This is a genomic window from Umezawaea sp., from assembly GCF_057122925.1.
Map to the genome: position 1 here is coordinate 1 of NZ_DBNGPQ010000058.1, position 13,793 is coordinate 13,793.

Consider the following 13,793-nt stretch of genomic DNA (forward strand, 5'->3'; position numbering starts at 1 on the left):
GAGGGTAGGCCGTCCAGGTGGCGGTGCGCGCCGAAACGGGGCCGGCCTACCGTGCTCCCCGTGGAGGGACTGGCGAACCTGGCCGGGCTGCTGGCGGACCGCACCAGGGCCGCGTTCTGCGTGGCCCTGCTGGACGGCCGCGCGTGGACGGCGGGCGAACTGGCGGCGCACGTCGACGTGGCCCCGTCCACGGCGAGCGAGCACCTGAGCCGCCTGGTGGAGGGTGGCCTGCTGGTGGAGCGCAGGCAGGGCCGCCACCGCTACCTGCGGCTGGCGGACCAGCGCGTGGCCCAGCTGCTGGAGGACCTGGTGGCCCACGTCGAACCGGCGGCGCCCGCGCGCACGCTGCGCTCCACCACGGCGTCGGCCGCGCTGGCCAGGGGCCGCACCTGCTACGACCACCTCGCCGGACGGCTCGGCGTGGCGATCACCGACGCCATGGCCGCGAAGGGCTACCTGGCCAGGACGGACGGATTCACCGTCACCGAGGCGGGCGTGGCGTGGCTGACCGGCCCGCTGGCCGCCGACCCGACCGCGCTCCGCACGGCCAAGCGCCCCCTGAGCCGCCCCTGCCTGGACTGGACGGAACGGCGGACGCACCTGGCGGGCACGGCGGGCGCGCACCTGTGCGCCCACTTCCAGGCACAGGGGTGGGTCCGCCGCACCGGCACCACCAGGGCGGTGCGCGTGACCCCGGCCGGTGCGGTGGCCCTGCGGGAACTGCTGGACCTGGACCCGGCGCACCTCGGGTGAGGAAGGATCGGCCCGTGACAAGCCGAACGTTCCGGAGCGCCGCCGTCGCGGTCGTCCTGCTGGTGCTCGTCGTGGTCGCCAGCCTGAAGGTGCTGCCGCCGCTGTTCTACCCCGACCTGACGGACGCGGAGCTGCGGGGCGTCGCGGGCGCCGAGGTCCGCGTCCAGCTCCAGCAGGCGCAGGGGCAGTTGCAGAACAACGTCCGCTCGGCACTGCTCCAGCTGACCGCGGGGCTGCTGGTCGTCATCGGCGCGGCGGCGACGTGGTGGCAGGTGCAGGTCAACCGGGAGGGCCAGCTGACCGACCGCCTCACCCGCGCCGTCGAGCAGATCGGCAGCGCCAACGCCGACGTCCGCATCGGCGGGATCTACGCGCTCAAGCGCATCGCCGAGAACTCGCCGGCCGACCGCGACACCGTCCAGTTCATCCTGGGGGCGTTCATCCGCAACAACTCGCCGCGCGGGGACGACGCGGGCGACGGCGAGCTCCCGGAGGAGCGGCGGTGGCTGCTCGTCGACCACCCCGACATCCAGACGGCCGTCGAGGTGCTCGCGCAGCGGATCTCGTTCCCCCGCCACCGGGCCGACCGGCCGAGCACCCGCCGGAGGTTCCCGGACGACACGAAGCTCTACCTGTCGCGGGTGAACCTGCGCGGCGTGCAGGTCCACCGGGGCGGGCTGATCAACACCCAGCTCCGGCACAGCGACCTCGCCCACTCGTGGATGCGGGGCACGGTGCTGGACGGCAGCGACCTGAAGTCGGCCGACCTGCGCGGGAGCTTCCTGCGCGAGACCAGTTTCGTCGACACCAACCTGGCCCTCGCGCGCCTGTCCGGCTCCGACCTGCGGGAAGCCGACCTCCGCCGCGCCGACCTGCGGGGGGCCGACCTCCGCGACGCGGACCTGACCGGCGCGCGGCTGGAGGGCGCGCTGGCCGACGCCACGACCTCGTGGCCCGCCGACGTCGACGCCGAGCACCTGGCGCGGGCGGGCGTCAGCGTGACCGGGGCACCGGCGTAGGCGAGTACCGTGACCGGCGGTCGGGGGCGCACAGCGGGCGCTCCCGACCGCCGGGACCGCTAGAGCAGCCGCCCGCTCCAGTGGGCCAGCCACTCGTCGTTCACGACGTCCACCAGCACGCAGGTGATGTTGTCCGGTCCGCCCGCCTCGTTGGCCAGCGCGATCAGCTTGACCACCACCTCGTCCCGGTCCTCGGTCCCCGCGAGGACCTCCAGGATCGCCTCGGGCGGCACGACGTCCGACAGCCCGTCGGAGCACAGCAGGTAGCGGTCGTTGACCTGCGCCTCGTGCAGGAACACGTCGGGCTCGGGCGAGTTCCCCGCCTGCAACGCCCTCATCAGCATCGAGCGGCGGGGGTGCAGCGCGGCCTGCTCGGCGGGCATCCGCCCCTCGTCCACCAGCGCCTGCACCATCGTGTGGTCCCGCGTGACCTGCTGGATCTCGCCGTCCCGCACGAGGTAGCACCGCGAGTCGCCGATGTGGGCGACGGCGAACTTGGTGCCGTCGACCCAGAGCAGGGCGGTCAGCGTGGTGCCCATGCCGCGCATCCGGAGGTCCTGCTCGGCCATGTCGGTGAGCCGCAGCGCGACCTCGTCCATCATCGCGGTCAGGGCGGGCACGGGGTCGCCGCTGACGTCGTGGTGGGCCAGCACGTCGATGGCCGTGGCGCTCGCGATCTCGCCGAACGCGTGCCCGCCCATGCCGTCGGCGACGGCGAACAGCGGCGGCTCGGCGTAGGCGGAATCCTCGTTCAGCTCGCGGCGGAGCCCTGGATGGGTGCCAACGGCGTGGGCGAGCCGGTTGTGCGTCATGACAACAGTGAAACATTGGTTGATTCGGTTCACAAGCAGAACCACTGTGCATCGGTTGTGAACTAGTGTGTATGGCATGGACCAGGACGCCACCGTGAGCGCGGGCGACATCGCCCGCCTCGTCGACGTGGGGCGTGCTGCCGTGAGCAACTGGCGTCGTCGGCACGAGGACTTCCCGCAGCCCGTCGGCGGTACGGCGTCCAGCCCGCTGTTCTCCCTCGACGAGGTCGAGGACTGGCTGAGGCGCAACGGGAAGCGCGTCGACGTGTCCCCCGTGGAGCGGGCGTGGCAGTGGCTGCGCGGCGCGGGCGACGACCTGGGCCTGGGCGACCGGGTGGCCGAGGCGGGCGCGGACCTGCTGTCGGAGAACGGCGGCAGGTTGGCGCCCCTGGCGGCCGAACGCGGGCCGCTGGCGGCGTTCGAGTTCCTCTGCGCGCGCTACCTGGAGGCGCACTCCCGCCAGCTCGACGCGACCCCCGCGGACGTGGCGGCGCTGCTGGTGCGGCTGACCGGGCCGGACGGCGGCACGCTGTACGACCCGGCGTGCGGCCTCGGCACGATGCTCGTGGACACGCCCGCCGCGCGCGTGCTCGGGCAGGAGATCGACGAGACCACGGCGACCATCGCCGCCCACCGGTTGCGACTTCGCTCACAGCCCGGCGAGATCACCGTCGGGGACGCCCTGCGGCAGGACGGTTTCGCGGGTGAGCTGGCCGACGCGGTCGTGTGCGACCCGCCGTTCACCGAGCGCGCGTGGGGCTACGACGAGCTGGCGGGCGACGCGCGCTGGGAGTACGGCCTGCCGCCGCGCGGCGAGTCGGAGCTGGCGTGGGTGCAGCACTGCCTGAGCCACGCGAAGCCCGGCGCGCTGGTGGCGATCCTGATGCCGACGGCGGCGGCGAGCCGCAGGCCGGGCAGGCGGATCAGGGCGAACCTGCTGCGCGCGGGCGCGCTCAGGGCGGTCGTGACGCTGCCCGGCGGGCCGGACCTGTGGCTGCTGCGGCGTCCCGACGCGGGCGACCGCACGCCTTCGCACGTGCTGCTGACCGAGGTGGACGACCTGTCCGCTGTGGACCGTCGGTGGGCGGCGTTCCAGACCGACCCGGCGGGCGGGCACTCCGTGCCGATCGTGGAGCTGCTGGACGAGGACGTGGACCTGAGCCCGGCCGTGCAGTCGTTGCGGCGCAGCGGCGGCGAGGACACGCACCTCGCGTTCGTGGAGGCGCTCACGGCGCTGACCAAGACGGTGCTGCCGACGCCGGAGCTGGACAAGGCGTCGCGGCAGGCGCCGCCGATGACGACGATCGGCGAGCTGGCCAAGGCCGGGCTGCTGACGATGAAGCACGCGGGCGCGAAGCTCACGACCGGCAACGGCGAACTGCCGGTGCTGACCGCGGACGACCTGGCGGCGGGCGTGGAGCCGTCGGAGCGCACGGCCCCCGACCCCGACCTGGTCGAGGTGGAGCCGGGCGACGTGGTGGCGTCGCCGATGGGCACGGCGCGGGTCGTCGGCTGCCACGCCGTCCTCGGGCCGTACCTGGCGGTCTACCGGGTCGATCCGGGCAGGCTGGACCCGTACTTCCTCGCGGGCGTGCTGCGCGCGGCGGCGTCGCGGGCGCACCAGGGTTCGAGCCGGGTCGACGCCCGCCGCACGCAGGTGCCGCGGCTGCCGCTCGCCGAACAGCAGGCCTACGGACGCGCGTTCCGGCAGTTGGGCACACTGGAGGACGCCCTGCGCGAGACGGCGGCGCTGGGGGAGAGCGTGATCCGGCTAGGCTTCGGCGGCCTGGTGGACGGTCACCTCCGACCGAGGGACTAGCACGGACGGGAGGCCGGATGCTCATCGCCGACAGGTACGAGCTGGACGACCTGCCGCTCGGCCAGGGCGGGATGGGTGCGGTGCACGGCGGTTACGACCGCCACCTGGACCGCCGGGTCGCGGTGAAGTTCCTGCAACTGCCCGGCAGGCGCGACGAGGAGATGGAGCACCGCTTCACCCGCGAGGCCCGCATCCTGGCGAAGCTGGAGCACGCGGGCGCGCCGGTCCTCTACGACTTCGGCGTCTTCGAGTACCGGATGTACCAGGTGATGCAGTTCATCGACGGCGTCACCGTCGCCGACCTGGTGGGCGAGCACGGGCCGCTGCCGGTGCCGTGGGCCGCGTCGATCGCCGCGCAGGCGTGCGCCGTGCTGGCCGCCGCGCACAGCCTGTCGATCTGCCACCGCGACCTGAAGCCGACGAACCTGATGCTGTGCCCGGACGGCAGCGTGAAGGTGCTGGACTTCGGGCTGGCGGTGCTGCGCGAGTCCGACGTGGCCCAGTTCACCCGGTGGGGTCAGATGCTCGGCACCCCGGCGTACATGGCGCCGGAGCAGATCCAGCGCGGCAACGCCGAACCGCGCAGCGACCTGTACGCGCTGGGGTGCGTGCTGCACGAGATGCTGACGGGCAGGCAGCTCTTCACCGGCGACACGGCGTACACGGTGTTCGACAAGCAGGTGAAGCAGCGGCCGTCGTCCGTGCCGAGGATCCCGGTGGCGCTGGACGAGCTGTTGCAGGACATGCTGGAGAAGGACCCGGAGCGCAGGCCCGCCGACGCGACGACGCTGTTCGAGCGCCTGCTGCCGTTCGCCGTGGACCTGCCGATGCTGCCCGGTTTCCTGACCCCGTCGACGACCCCCAGCCCGGACCGCATGTACGCCCGCGCGGTCGGCCGGGTGCTGGAGGACTAGTCCGGCAGGACGGTGGCGCCCGCGCGGGCCACGATCTCCTGCAACGCCGCGACGTGCCCGTCGAACGCCGCGCGGCCCGCCTCGGTGAGCCGCGCGGAGGTGCGCGGCCGCTTGCCGACGAAGTGCTTGCGGATCTCGACGTACCCCGCGTCCTCCAGCGTGGTGAGCTGCTTCGACAGCGCCGAGTCCGACGTCCCCACGGTGTCGCGGAGGAACTTGAAGTCCGCCCACTCCGCCGCGGCCAGCAGCGAGACGATCGACAGGCGGGTGGGCGCGTGGACCAGGTCGTCGAACTTCGGTTCCGTCACCGGGCTCCCCTCGCGGCGCGGTCCAGCATCGTGGTCCGCAGCCTCCGCGTGAGGAACGGCTCGCCGCCGATCATGAGGGCGGCGCACACGACTCCGCTCAGCGTGGCCGAGTGGGGCACGTCGAGCGCGTTCAGCGAGAAGGACGCGAGCGTCGTCACGACCAGCACCCCGAGCGTGAAGCCGAGGATCATCAGGACACCCGCGCCGCCGAGGAGCGTGCCGCGCGGCTGGGCGCGGCGCACGCCGCGGAGCGCCACGGCGCCCACCGCGGCGCAGTTGCCGAGCACGAACGCGGTGGTGCCGATGCCGAGCGCCCGGCCGTCGCCGGTCTCGACGACGGCCGAGAAACCGACGACCAGCAGGCCGATCGCCCACCAGAACCACTTCGGGATCAGCGCCCGCTCGATGACCTGCCCCTGTCGTTGCCGGATCTCCGCGAGCGCGTCGGCGGCCTCACGGGGTGGGGGTTGCTGGTGCATGACGCCTCCTGGGCTCGTCGGGTACGAGACCAGGATGCCGGCTACTTTCCCGTTTGGAAAGTACTTTCCTTCACTACGGTCCGCGCTGGCTGTAGAACTCGCTCAGCACGAGCATCGCGGCCCCGGCGGCGACCAGGTCGTCACCCAGCGGGCTGACGCTGATCTCGACCTCCAGCCAGTCCGAGCGGGGCACCTGGTCGCGCACGACCTCGCGGATCGCGTCGGCGTAGAAGTCCGGCGCGCCCTGCACGACCCGGCCGCCGAGGACCACGTGGTCGAGGTCGAGCAGCTGCACGAGCCCCGCGACGGCCATGCCGAGCACGGCCACCGCACCCTTGAGGTCGCCCGCGGCGACGGCGAGGTTGTGCACGATCTCCACGCAGCCGGACCGCCCGCACGCGCAGCGCGGACCCCCGAGCTGGATGGTCGTGTGCCCGTACTCCCCCGCGTTCGTGCGCGCCCCCCGGTGCACCTGCCCGTCGAGCAGGAGCCCGACGCCGACACCCGTGCCGACGATCACCAGGGCGGCGTGCCGGAGTTCGTCGCCGCGCCGCCACGACTCGGCGATCATGGCGGTGTTGGTGTCCTTGTCGACCACGACCGGCAGGCCCAGCCGGTCGGCGGCGAGGTCGCGCAGCGGCACGTCGTGCCAGCCGACCAGGCCGGTGGCGTCGTGCACCACGCCGTCGCGGTGGTCCAGCGGGCCGACGAAGCCGATGCCCACGCCGAGCAGCCGCTCGTCGGACACGTCGTTGCGGGAGCGGAGCACCTCGACCAGGTTCGCCAGCTCCTCCACGAACACGGCGGGCCCGAAGTCGCGGGGCAGGGCGGTGACCGTGCGGTCCACGACCGCGCCGGACAGGTCCGCCAGCACCACGCGCAGTTCGTCGCGCTCGACGGCGGCACCCAGCGCTAGCCTGCTGGAGGACACGAGGCGGACCAGCGTGCGGGGTTTGCCGACGCCGACGTTGCGCCGTCCGGAGTCGACGAGGAGACCGTCGGCGATGAGCCTGCTGACGATCTTGGACACCGCTTGGGGGGTCAACCCGCTCTGCTCGGCCAGTTCGACCCTGGTCATGGGTTCGCCACGGCGAGCGAGCCCGAGCACCACCGCGTCGTTGTACCCACGCAGGAACCGCAAGTTCGCCACGGCGCCATGATCGCATGAGTCGTCCGTTTTGGCTGGCGATTACACCACAGCGTTGCTTTAATACTCCACATGGCAGATGACCTCCGCACCGGCTTGATCGGGTACGGGATCGCCGGCCGCGTCTTCCACGCGCCGCTGATCGCCTCCACCCCCGGCCTCGCGCTCTCCGCGATCGTGACCACCAACGCCGAACGCCGCGAGCGGGCGAGCGCCGCGCACCCGGACGTCGAGCTGCTCGACACCGCGGACGACCTGCTGGCGTCCGGTGTCGACCTCGTCGTGATCGGCACCCCGAACAAGACCCACGTCGACCTCGCGCTCGCCGCGATCGACCGGGGCATCGCGGTCGTCGTGGACAAGCCGTTCGCCCCGACCGCCGCGCAGGCGCGGCGCGTCGTCGAGGCGGCGAAGGCGAAGGGCGTGCCGCTCACCGTCTTCCAGAACCGCAGGTGGGACAGCGACTTCCGGACCGTGCGGGAGGTCGTGGCCAGCGGGAGGCTGGGCACCCTCGCCCGGTTCGAGTCGCGCTACGAGCGCTGGATCCCGGAGATCTGGGACAACTGGCGCGAGTTCGGCGACCCCGAGGAAGCGGGCGGGCTGCTCTACGACCTCGGCGCGCACCTCGTCGACCAGGCCCTCCAGCTCAACGGGCCGGTCCGCAGCGTGTACGCCGAGCTGAACCGCCGCCGTCCCGGCGCGCTCGTGGACGACGACGTGTTCGTCGCCCTCACGCACACCAACGGCGTCCGCTCGCACCTGTGGGCCAGCGCCGCGGCGGCGAACAACGGCCCGCGCTTCCGCCTGCTCGGCGACCGGGCCGCGTTCACCAGCCACGGCATGGACGGCCAGGAGGACGCGCTGCTCGACGGCCTGCGGCCCGGCGACCAGGGCTGGGGCGTCGAGCCGGAGTCCGCGTGGGGCTCGATCGGTCTGCTGGACGACACCGAGTCGGTGCCCAGCGAGGACGGCGCCTACCAGGAGTTCTACGTCCAGCTGGTGGCCGCGTTGCGCGACGGCGGGCCGCTGCCCGTCGACCCGGAGTCGGCCATCGCCGCGCTGGAGATCATCGAGGACGCGTTCGAGTCCGCGAACACGGGACAGGTGGTGGCGGTATGAGCGCGGAACTGCTGGCCGAGCTGGCGGCGCAGGAGGAGCGGCTCCGGTTCACCCGCTTCGACAACGACACGGCGCTGGCGCTCGGCGCCCACCTGCTGGAGGCCGCGCGCGGCGAGGGCCTGTCCGTCACCATCTCGGTCCGGCGCAACGGGCAGCGGATCTTCCACGCCGCGCTGCCGGGGACGTCGGCCGACAACGACGACTGGCTCGACCGCAAGACGAGGGTCGTGGACCGCTACGGGCGCAGCTCGTACCTGGTCGGCACCCAGTTCAAGGTGGGAGGAAGTAGCTTCGAGGAGTCGTCGCGGCTGGACCCCGGCCTCTACGCTGCCCACGGCGGGGTCTTCCCGGTCATCGTCGAAGGTGTCGGCCCCGTCGGCACGGTCGGCGTCTCCGGGCTGCCCCAGGCGGAGGACCACGCGTTCGTCGTGGCCCAGCTGGAGAAGTTCCTCGGTGCACAGGAGGCGCAGTGACACAGGAGCGGTACGGGGTCGACGACATCGACCTCGAGCAGCCGAACCCGGCCAGGATGTACGACTACTACCTGGGTGGTGCGCACAACTTCCAGGCCGACCGGACGCTCGCCGAGCAGGCGATCAAGGTCATGCCGTGGATGCGCGAGGCGGTGCGGGCCAACAGGGCCTTCCTGGCGCGCGCCGTGCGCTTCTGCGTGTCGCAGGGCATCCGCCAGTTCCTCGACCTGGGGTCCGGCATCCCGACGGTCGGCAACGTGCACGAGGTCGCCCAGGGCCTGGCCCCGGAGAGCCGCATCGCCTACGTCGACATCGAGCCGGTCGCGTACGCGCACAGCAAGCACCTGCTGCGCGACAACCCGAACGCGACCGTGACCAGGGCCGACCTCACGGTGTCGCAGGACGTCCTCACCGCGCCCGCCGTGCTGGAGATGATCGACTTCACCAAGCCGGTCGCCGTCCTCGCCGTCGCCGTGCTGCACTTCCTGCCCGACGAGCGCCGTCCCCAGGACGTGCTCGGGGCCTACCGGGACGTCATCGTGCCGGGCAGCTACGTCGTGATGTCGCACGTGACGTCCGACCACAACCCCGAGCAGGCCGCGGGTGCCCTGGACGTCTACAAGCGCTCCGCGAACCCGGTCTACACCCGCAGCCACGCCGAGATCACCGCGATGCTGGACGGGTTGGAGCTGGTTCCGCCCGGTCTCGTCGACGCGACCCAGTGGCACCACGACCACACCCCCGAACTGACCCGGCGGACGGAGCACGTGGGGTTCTACGCCGCAGTCGGGCGGAGGGACTAGGGACCAAGTAGCGTGGTTCCATGAGTGACACCGAAGTCCTTGAGCAGCGACTCCGTCTGGGCAACGGGTTCGGCCCGAGCGACCAGGGCCGAGTGGTCCACGCGCTGGCCAACCTCGCGCCCCACCTCAACACGTGGCAGCCCGCGCAGGTCGACCTGGCGCTGTCGGTGAAGGAACGCGGACAGAAGGACCAGAAGGTCACGTTCGAGGCGTTCCTCTCCGGCTGGCCGCCCTTCGTGGCCACGTCGCACGAGCCCGAGCTGGACATCGCGCTGACCGAGGTGCGCAGGGAGATGATCCGGCAGATCGAAGACGCCAAGTCGCGCCGGGAGCCCCGCAAGAACGACAAGCAGCGTCCGGGCGCCTAGCCGCCCGCCGGGGGGCGTGGGCCTGCGCTCACGCCCCCCGTTCCGCTGATCTCCACGGTGCCGCGAGGGTCCGACACGTCCGGACCTAGCAGCCCTCGAATTCCACGTTCCACCAGCTCAGAGCACTTCTACGCGCGCCGCCCCTGCTGCGCGGCAACCGCCCCCGCACCGATCACGAGCAGCAGCACGGCCAAGCTCCATCGGCGCTTGCTGTCGGTCCGGCGGTCGGACAGCGCGACCACCTCCTCCACGGGCCGGTCCACCTCGAACACCGGCCGGGGCGTCGGCCGCGGCGCGGTCGAGGCCGGAGTCGTGGCCGTCGTGACCGGTGGCGGAACCGGGACCACCGCCGCCGGAACCACCGGGTCGGCGGTGGTCGTCGTGGTCGGTGACGGGGGCACCACCGCTCCGGGCACCGTCGTCGGGGACGACGGTGCCGCGGTCGTCCTGACCGGCGGAGACGTGGTCGGCGCGGGAGTGGTCGGTGCAGGCGTGGTCGGTGCGGACGTGGTCGGCGCGGGAGTGGTCGACGCGGGAGGAGTGGTCGGCGGCGGCACGGCGACGCAGCCCGCCGCGTCGATCGTCCGCGCGGCCGGTCGCTCCGACAGCCTGGTCACCTCGCCGGACCCGTCCAGCGCCACCCGGTACAGCGTGCTCCGACCGCCCTCGTTGTTGTTGGTCGCGTACAGCGCCCCGTCCGGCCCGAGCACGGTCGCGCCGTAACCCGACCCGTCCGGCAGCCGCACCCGGTTCGTCAGCGGCTCGACCCGCCCTGAGTCCGGGTCGATCGTGACGACCTCGGGGTGCCCGTGCGTCCTGGTGGCCACGCCGTAGAGGAGACCGTCGGACGGGTTGTAGTCGAAGTCGTCGATGGACAGGAAGACGTCGATGGGCCACAGCACCCTGGCCCGCACCAGTTCGAGGAAGCCGGTGCTCGCGGGGTTGACGTCGACGACGTACAGCGCGCCCCCGGAGCGCACGTAGAAGTGGTCGCCGTGGATGGCGCCCGCGACGGCGTGCACGAGTCCGGGGTGGGGCACGTGGCCGACGTCGGTGGTGCGACCCTGGCGGTCGACCTCGACGACCCGCCCGTCGGGCGAGACGCCGTAGTACACGCCCTGCTCGGCGGAGTAGCCCAGAGCGTTGAGCCGGTGGTCCAGCACGCTGACGGTGGTCGCGGCGCCCGACGGCAGCTCGACCGAGAGCAGCGTGGACGGTCCGCCCGGCGACACGGCCTCGACCTGGAGCGCCAGGCACGCCAGCGCCGCGACGACGATCACCGCAACCGGTCCATGGCCGCCTGGAACGCGTCGGGGCCGATCTTCGCCCCGCCGCTGAACGGGTTCTGCAACTGGTAGGTGGCGTACAGCAGGAGGGTCATGGTCGCGGCCAGGGTCGCCATGATCACGACGTGTGACCGCACCCTGGCCCCGCCGAAGAGCAGCGCGAGCCCGAGCGAGAGGAGGCTGCCCACGATCAGCGTGAACCAGACGACGGAACTGACGCCATTACCGGACGCGTTGATCCGATCCTGCCGCGCCTCGTAAACGTCCCACAGCTTGGTCACCGCTTCGGTCTTGCGATCGGTCTGCCACTCGTCGTCGACGGGCGTTTGCGCGACCACCGCGCGGAGTTGGTCGAGCTGGGTCCAGCCGATTGAGGAGACCTCGGCCCCGCTCTGCATCTTCGGCCATTCTTCGCGAATCACCGTCGACATGTACGCGCGGGAAAGGTCGTGCACCTTCTCCTTCGTCGCCTCGGGCAGCGAATCGCTGGCCCACGCCGCGGCGACGAGCCCGTCGGCCTCGCGGTAGGACGTCTCGTCGGCGGATCCTGTGGCGTCGAACAGCGCGATCAGCACGAATGCCACGAGGACGGCGTTCAGGCCCGCCACGATGGAGAAGACGCCACCGGCGGCGGCGTTGTTCTCCTCGCGTCCGTCCTCCGACCCGAACCGGCGCATCAGGTAGGCGGCGGCAGCGGCGACGGAGGCAGCCGCGCCGACCCAGATGATGCCACCGAGGTAGATGTTCATTCGATTCCGATCGCCCTCACCACAAAAGGGCGCCGAAAATGAATACCGAATCTTCGGAACGCCCGCATGACGTGGAACAAAGTAGCAGGCGTTCGTGCGGTCGGGCGCGAATAACGCACTCGTTCAGCCAAGTGCTCCATTGGTATTGATCAGTCGGGTGATATTCGGGCACCCAATGCGGCCCCGCACACCCGGTCGTCCACGATCGAGTCGCCCGCGCCCCGGCGATCCGACCGGTTCGGACCAATCGGAGCCCGTCCGACCACGGTCGGTTATCCGCCCTTCAGCGGTCGAGCCGCCGCGACGCCATGAGGGGACCCCCGACCAGGGTCCCCTCATGGCTAACGGTGGATCAGTCGCAGAACACCTCGTTGATCAGCTCCTCCACCCCGTCGCCCGAGCCGCCGTCGGGTGCCGACGTGAAGGACGCGTCGAGCCGCACGCGGCCGTCCTCGCTGCTCAGCATCAGGCTGCTGAAGGCGGGGATGCCGCCGCCGTGGCCGATGACCTCGGCCCCGCACGGCAGTTCCTGGTGCTCCAGCCCCAGCCCGTAGCCGGGCGACACGTCGGTCAGCTTCTTCATCTCGGCGGCCTGGGCGGGCTTGAGCAGCTCGCCCTTCGCGACCGCCGCGACGAACCGGTCGAGGTCGGCCGTCGTGGAGATCATCTCGCCCGCCGCCCAGGCGACGGACGGGTTGATCCCGGTGACGTCGACGACCTGCTCACCGACCCGGTAGTAGCCGTGCGCGTGCGGTCCGGGGATCCCGGTCCGGTCGCCGGGCACGGACGTGTCGCGCAGCCGCAGCGGCTGGAGCACCCGCCGTTCGACCGCCCGCGCGTACGGCTTGCCGGTGACCCGCTCGACCAGCAGCCCGGCGACGACGTAGTTGGTGTTGGAGTAGTTCCACGCCGTGCCGGGCGGGAAGTCCAGCGGCTTCGCCGTGGAGAGCGCGACGAGTTCCTCCGGCTCCCAGTGCCTGTAGCGGATCTCCTCGAACCCAGCGGGGTCGAGCGGCAGCTCAGAGGTGTAGTTGTAGAGGCCGCTCGTGTGCTGGAGCAGCATCCGGACGGTGATCCGGTCCCCGTCGGGCAGCAGGCCCGGCAGGTACCGCGACACCGGCGCGTCCAGGTCGACCCTGCCCTCTCCGACCAGCTGGAGCACGACGGTCGAGACGAAGACCTTGGTGATGCTGCCGACGCGGTACCGCCCGTCGGTCGGCACCGGCCGGTCACCGCCCCACTCGGCCACGCCCGCGCGGGCGGTGAAGCCCCTCCTGCCGTCGGAGATCCGGACCTGCGCCCCCAACGCGCCGTTCCGCACGACCTTGTCGATCGCCCGCTGCACGACGTCGCGGTCGATCCGCCCGGTGGTGTCGGTGTCGGCGACGGCCGTTCCGCCGACCGTGAGCGCGGCCAGCCCGACGACCACCCCGAGCACCCCGATGCGCTTGCCCATCCTGACCATGTCGAGTCCTCCCCCGGATTCGTGCGGCGGCACCGAGTCTTCCGGGATCGGGGGCCGCCCACGACCTACCAGGGGGTGATCGGGGTGCCGACTTTCGACGCACGCGGAACCCCCGAAACCCCCACGAACCACCCCTAGTGGACCCGGCCCGTGAAAACGGTTTCAGGGCTCCTGATCGATTCACTTGTTAGGCCATTCGAGTGACACAACTGGTCTAGACCTTGACCGTTCAGTGGTCTGGACCACATGTTTCACCCAACCTTGCTTTCCCTGCCGTGA

Annotated in this window: 15 protein-coding genes; 8 read left to right on the plus strand and 7 right to left on the minus strand. The window is 71.9% G+C overall.

The genetic code is table 11. The features are described from left to right. The first annotated feature begins 51 nt into the window (after nt 1–51). Both AC156L_RS13765 and AC156L_RS13770 read left to right on the plus strand, forming a co-directional pair. Nucleotides 52–753, plus strand: coding sequence for an ArsR/SmtB family transcription factor (locus AC156L_RS13765; protein WP_484406891.1), 702 nt, complete (start codon nt 52–54; stop codon nt 751–753). Nucleotides 754–767: 14 nt separating this feature from the next. Continuing rightward, entirely contained in the window at nt 768–1,772 is a 1,005-nt protein-coding gene (locus tag AC156L_RS13770; RefSeq protein WP_330882410.1) for a pentapeptide repeat-containing protein, read from the plus strand. A 59-nt stretch (nt 1,773–1,831) separates the two neighbouring features. Here the strand turns inward: AC156L_RS13770 and AC156L_RS13775 are convergent, their stop codons facing one another. Continuing rightward, nucleotides 1,832–2,584: a PP2C family protein-serine/threonine phosphatase gene (locus tag AC156L_RS13775; RefSeq protein WP_330882412.1), complete on the minus strand. Its 753-nt coding sequence runs from the start codon at nt 2,582–2,584 to the stop codon at nt 1,832–1,834. A 76-nt stretch (nt 2,585–2,660) separates the two neighbouring features. On the opposite strand from AC156L_RS13775, the gene AC156L_RS13780 reads away from it, so the two are divergent. Both AC156L_RS13780 and AC156L_RS13785 read left to right on the plus strand, forming a co-directional pair. Next, nucleotides 2,661–4,403, plus strand: a complete 1,743-nt coding sequence (locus AC156L_RS13780; protein WP_330882414.1) for an N-6 DNA methylase — start codon at nt 2,661–2,663, stop codon at nt 4,401–4,403. 17 nt (nt 4,404–4,420) lie between these two features. Continuing rightward, on the plus strand, nt 4,421–5,317 hold the full coding sequence (locus AC156L_RS13785; RefSeq protein ID WP_330882416.1) for a serine/threonine-protein kinase: 897 nt from the start codon (nt 4,421–4,423) through the stop codon (nt 5,315–5,317). On the opposite strand, the gene AC156L_RS13790 is transcribed toward AC156L_RS13785, so the two are convergent. The 3 genes from AC156L_RS13790 to AC156L_RS13800 form a co-directional block, all read right to left on the minus strand. After that, nucleotides 5,314–5,625: a winged helix-turn-helix domain-containing protein gene (locus AC156L_RS13790; protein WP_330882418.1), complete on the minus strand. Its 312-nt coding sequence runs from the start codon at nt 5,623–5,625 to the stop codon at nt 5,314–5,316. The two genes, AC156L_RS13785 and AC156L_RS13790, sit on opposite strands and share 4 nt — an antisense overlap. Next, entirely contained in the window at nt 5,622–6,104 is a 483-nt protein-coding gene (locus AC156L_RS13795; protein ID WP_330882420.1) for a hypothetical protein, read from the minus strand. Before AC156L_RS13795 ends, AC156L_RS13790 begins: the two co-directional genes overlap by 4 nt. A gap of 73 nt (nt 6,105–6,177) precedes the next feature. Then, the gene (locus tag AC156L_RS13800) at nt 6,178–7,254 is read right to left on the minus strand and encodes an ROK family transcriptional regulator (RefSeq protein ID WP_330882422.1); all 1,077 of its coding nucleotides are present in this window, start codon (nt 7,252–7,254) and stop codon (nt 6,178–6,180) included. A gap of 69 nt (nt 7,255–7,323) precedes the next feature. Here AC156L_RS13800 and AC156L_RS13805 point away from each other — a divergent pair, with 69 nt between their 5' ends. The 4 genes from AC156L_RS13805 to AC156L_RS13820 are packed head-to-tail and all read left to right on the plus strand — an operon-like array spanning nt 7,324 to nt 10,014. Next, complete coding sequence (locus AC156L_RS13805; RefSeq protein ID WP_330882424.1) at nt 7,324–8,370, plus strand: Gfo/Idh/MocA family oxidoreductase; 1,047 nt, start codon at nt 7,324–7,326, stop codon at nt 8,368–8,370. Beyond that, nucleotides 8,367–8,843 carry a heme-degrading domain-containing protein gene (locus AC156L_RS13810; RefSeq protein ID WP_330882426.1) on the plus strand — a complete coding sequence of 159 codons (477 nt, stop codon included), beginning with the start codon at nt 8,367–8,369 and terminating at the stop codon, nt 8,841–8,843. The genes AC156L_RS13805 and AC156L_RS13810 overlap by 4 nt, the downstream gene beginning before the upstream one ends. Beyond that, nucleotides 8,840–9,646, plus strand: a complete 807-nt coding sequence (locus AC156L_RS13815; RefSeq protein WP_330882428.1) for an SAM-dependent methyltransferase — start codon at nt 8,840–8,842, stop codon at nt 9,644–9,646. The genes AC156L_RS13810 and AC156L_RS13815 overlap by 4 nt, the downstream gene beginning before the upstream one ends. Before the next feature lie 20 nt (nt 9,647–9,666). After that, nucleotides 9,667–10,014, plus strand: coding sequence for an HPF/RaiA family ribosome-associated protein (locus AC156L_RS13820; protein WP_330882430.1), 348 nt, complete (start codon nt 9,667–9,669; stop codon nt 10,012–10,014). 128 nt (nt 10,015–10,142) lie between these two features. On the opposite strand, the gene AC156L_RS13825 is transcribed toward AC156L_RS13820, so the two are convergent. The 3 genes from AC156L_RS13825 to AC156L_RS13835 all read right to left on the minus strand — a co-directional run bounded on the left by AC156L_RS13825 (nt 10,143) and on the right by AC156L_RS13835 (nt 13,514). Beyond that, on the minus strand, nt 10,143–11,294 hold the full coding sequence (locus AC156L_RS13825; RefSeq protein WP_330882432.1) for a DUF6923 family protein: 1,152 nt from the start codon (nt 11,292–11,294) through the stop codon (nt 10,143–10,145). After that, entirely contained in the window at nt 11,291–12,049 is a 759-nt protein-coding gene (locus tag AC156L_RS13830) for a bestrophin-like domain (RefSeq protein WP_330882434.1), read from the minus strand. The genes AC156L_RS13825 and AC156L_RS13830 overlap by 4 nt, the downstream gene beginning before the upstream one ends. Before the next feature lie 352 nt (nt 12,050–12,401). Then, a complete protein-coding gene (locus AC156L_RS13835; RefSeq protein WP_330882436.1) occupies nt 12,402–13,514 on the minus strand; it encodes a serine hydrolase domain-containing protein in 1,113 nt (370 codons plus the stop codon). Nucleotides 13,515–13,793 lie beyond the last annotated feature (279 nt).

Coding starts and splice junctions, on each gene's coding strand:
- AC156L_RS13775 (WP_330882412.1), bottom strand. CDS start 2,584: ATGACGCACAACCGGCTCGCCCACGCCGTTGGCACCCATCCAGGGCTC.
- AC156L_RS13805 (WP_330882424.1), top strand. CDS start 7,324: ATGGCAGATGACCTCCGCACCGGCTTGATCGGGTACGGGATCGCCGGC.
- AC156L_RS13785 (WP_330882416.1), top strand. CDS start 4,421: ATGCTCATCGCCGACAGGTACGAGCTGGACGACCTGCCGCTCGGCCAG.
- AC156L_RS13795 (WP_330882420.1), bottom strand. CDS start 6,104: ATGCACCAGCAACCCCCACCCCGTGAGGCCGCCGACGCGCTCGCGGAG.
- AC156L_RS13780 (WP_330882414.1), top strand. CDS start 2,661: ATGGACCAGGACGCCACCGTGAGCGCGGGCGACATCGCCCGCCTCGTC.
- AC156L_RS13820 (WP_330882430.1), top strand. CDS start 9,667: ATGAGTGACACCGAAGTCCTTGAGCAGCGACTCCGTCTGGGCAACGGG.
- AC156L_RS13810 (WP_330882426.1), top strand. CDS start 8,367: ATGAGCGCGGAACTGCTGGCCGAGCTGGCGGCGCAGGAGGAGCGGCTC.
- AC156L_RS13830 (WP_330882434.1), bottom strand. CDS start 12,049: ATGAACATCTACCTCGGTGGCATCATCTGGGTCGGCGCGGCTGCCTCC.
- AC156L_RS13835 (WP_330882436.1), bottom strand. CDS start 13,514: ATGGTCAGGATGGGCAAGCGCATCGGGGTGCTCGGGGTGGTCGTCGGG.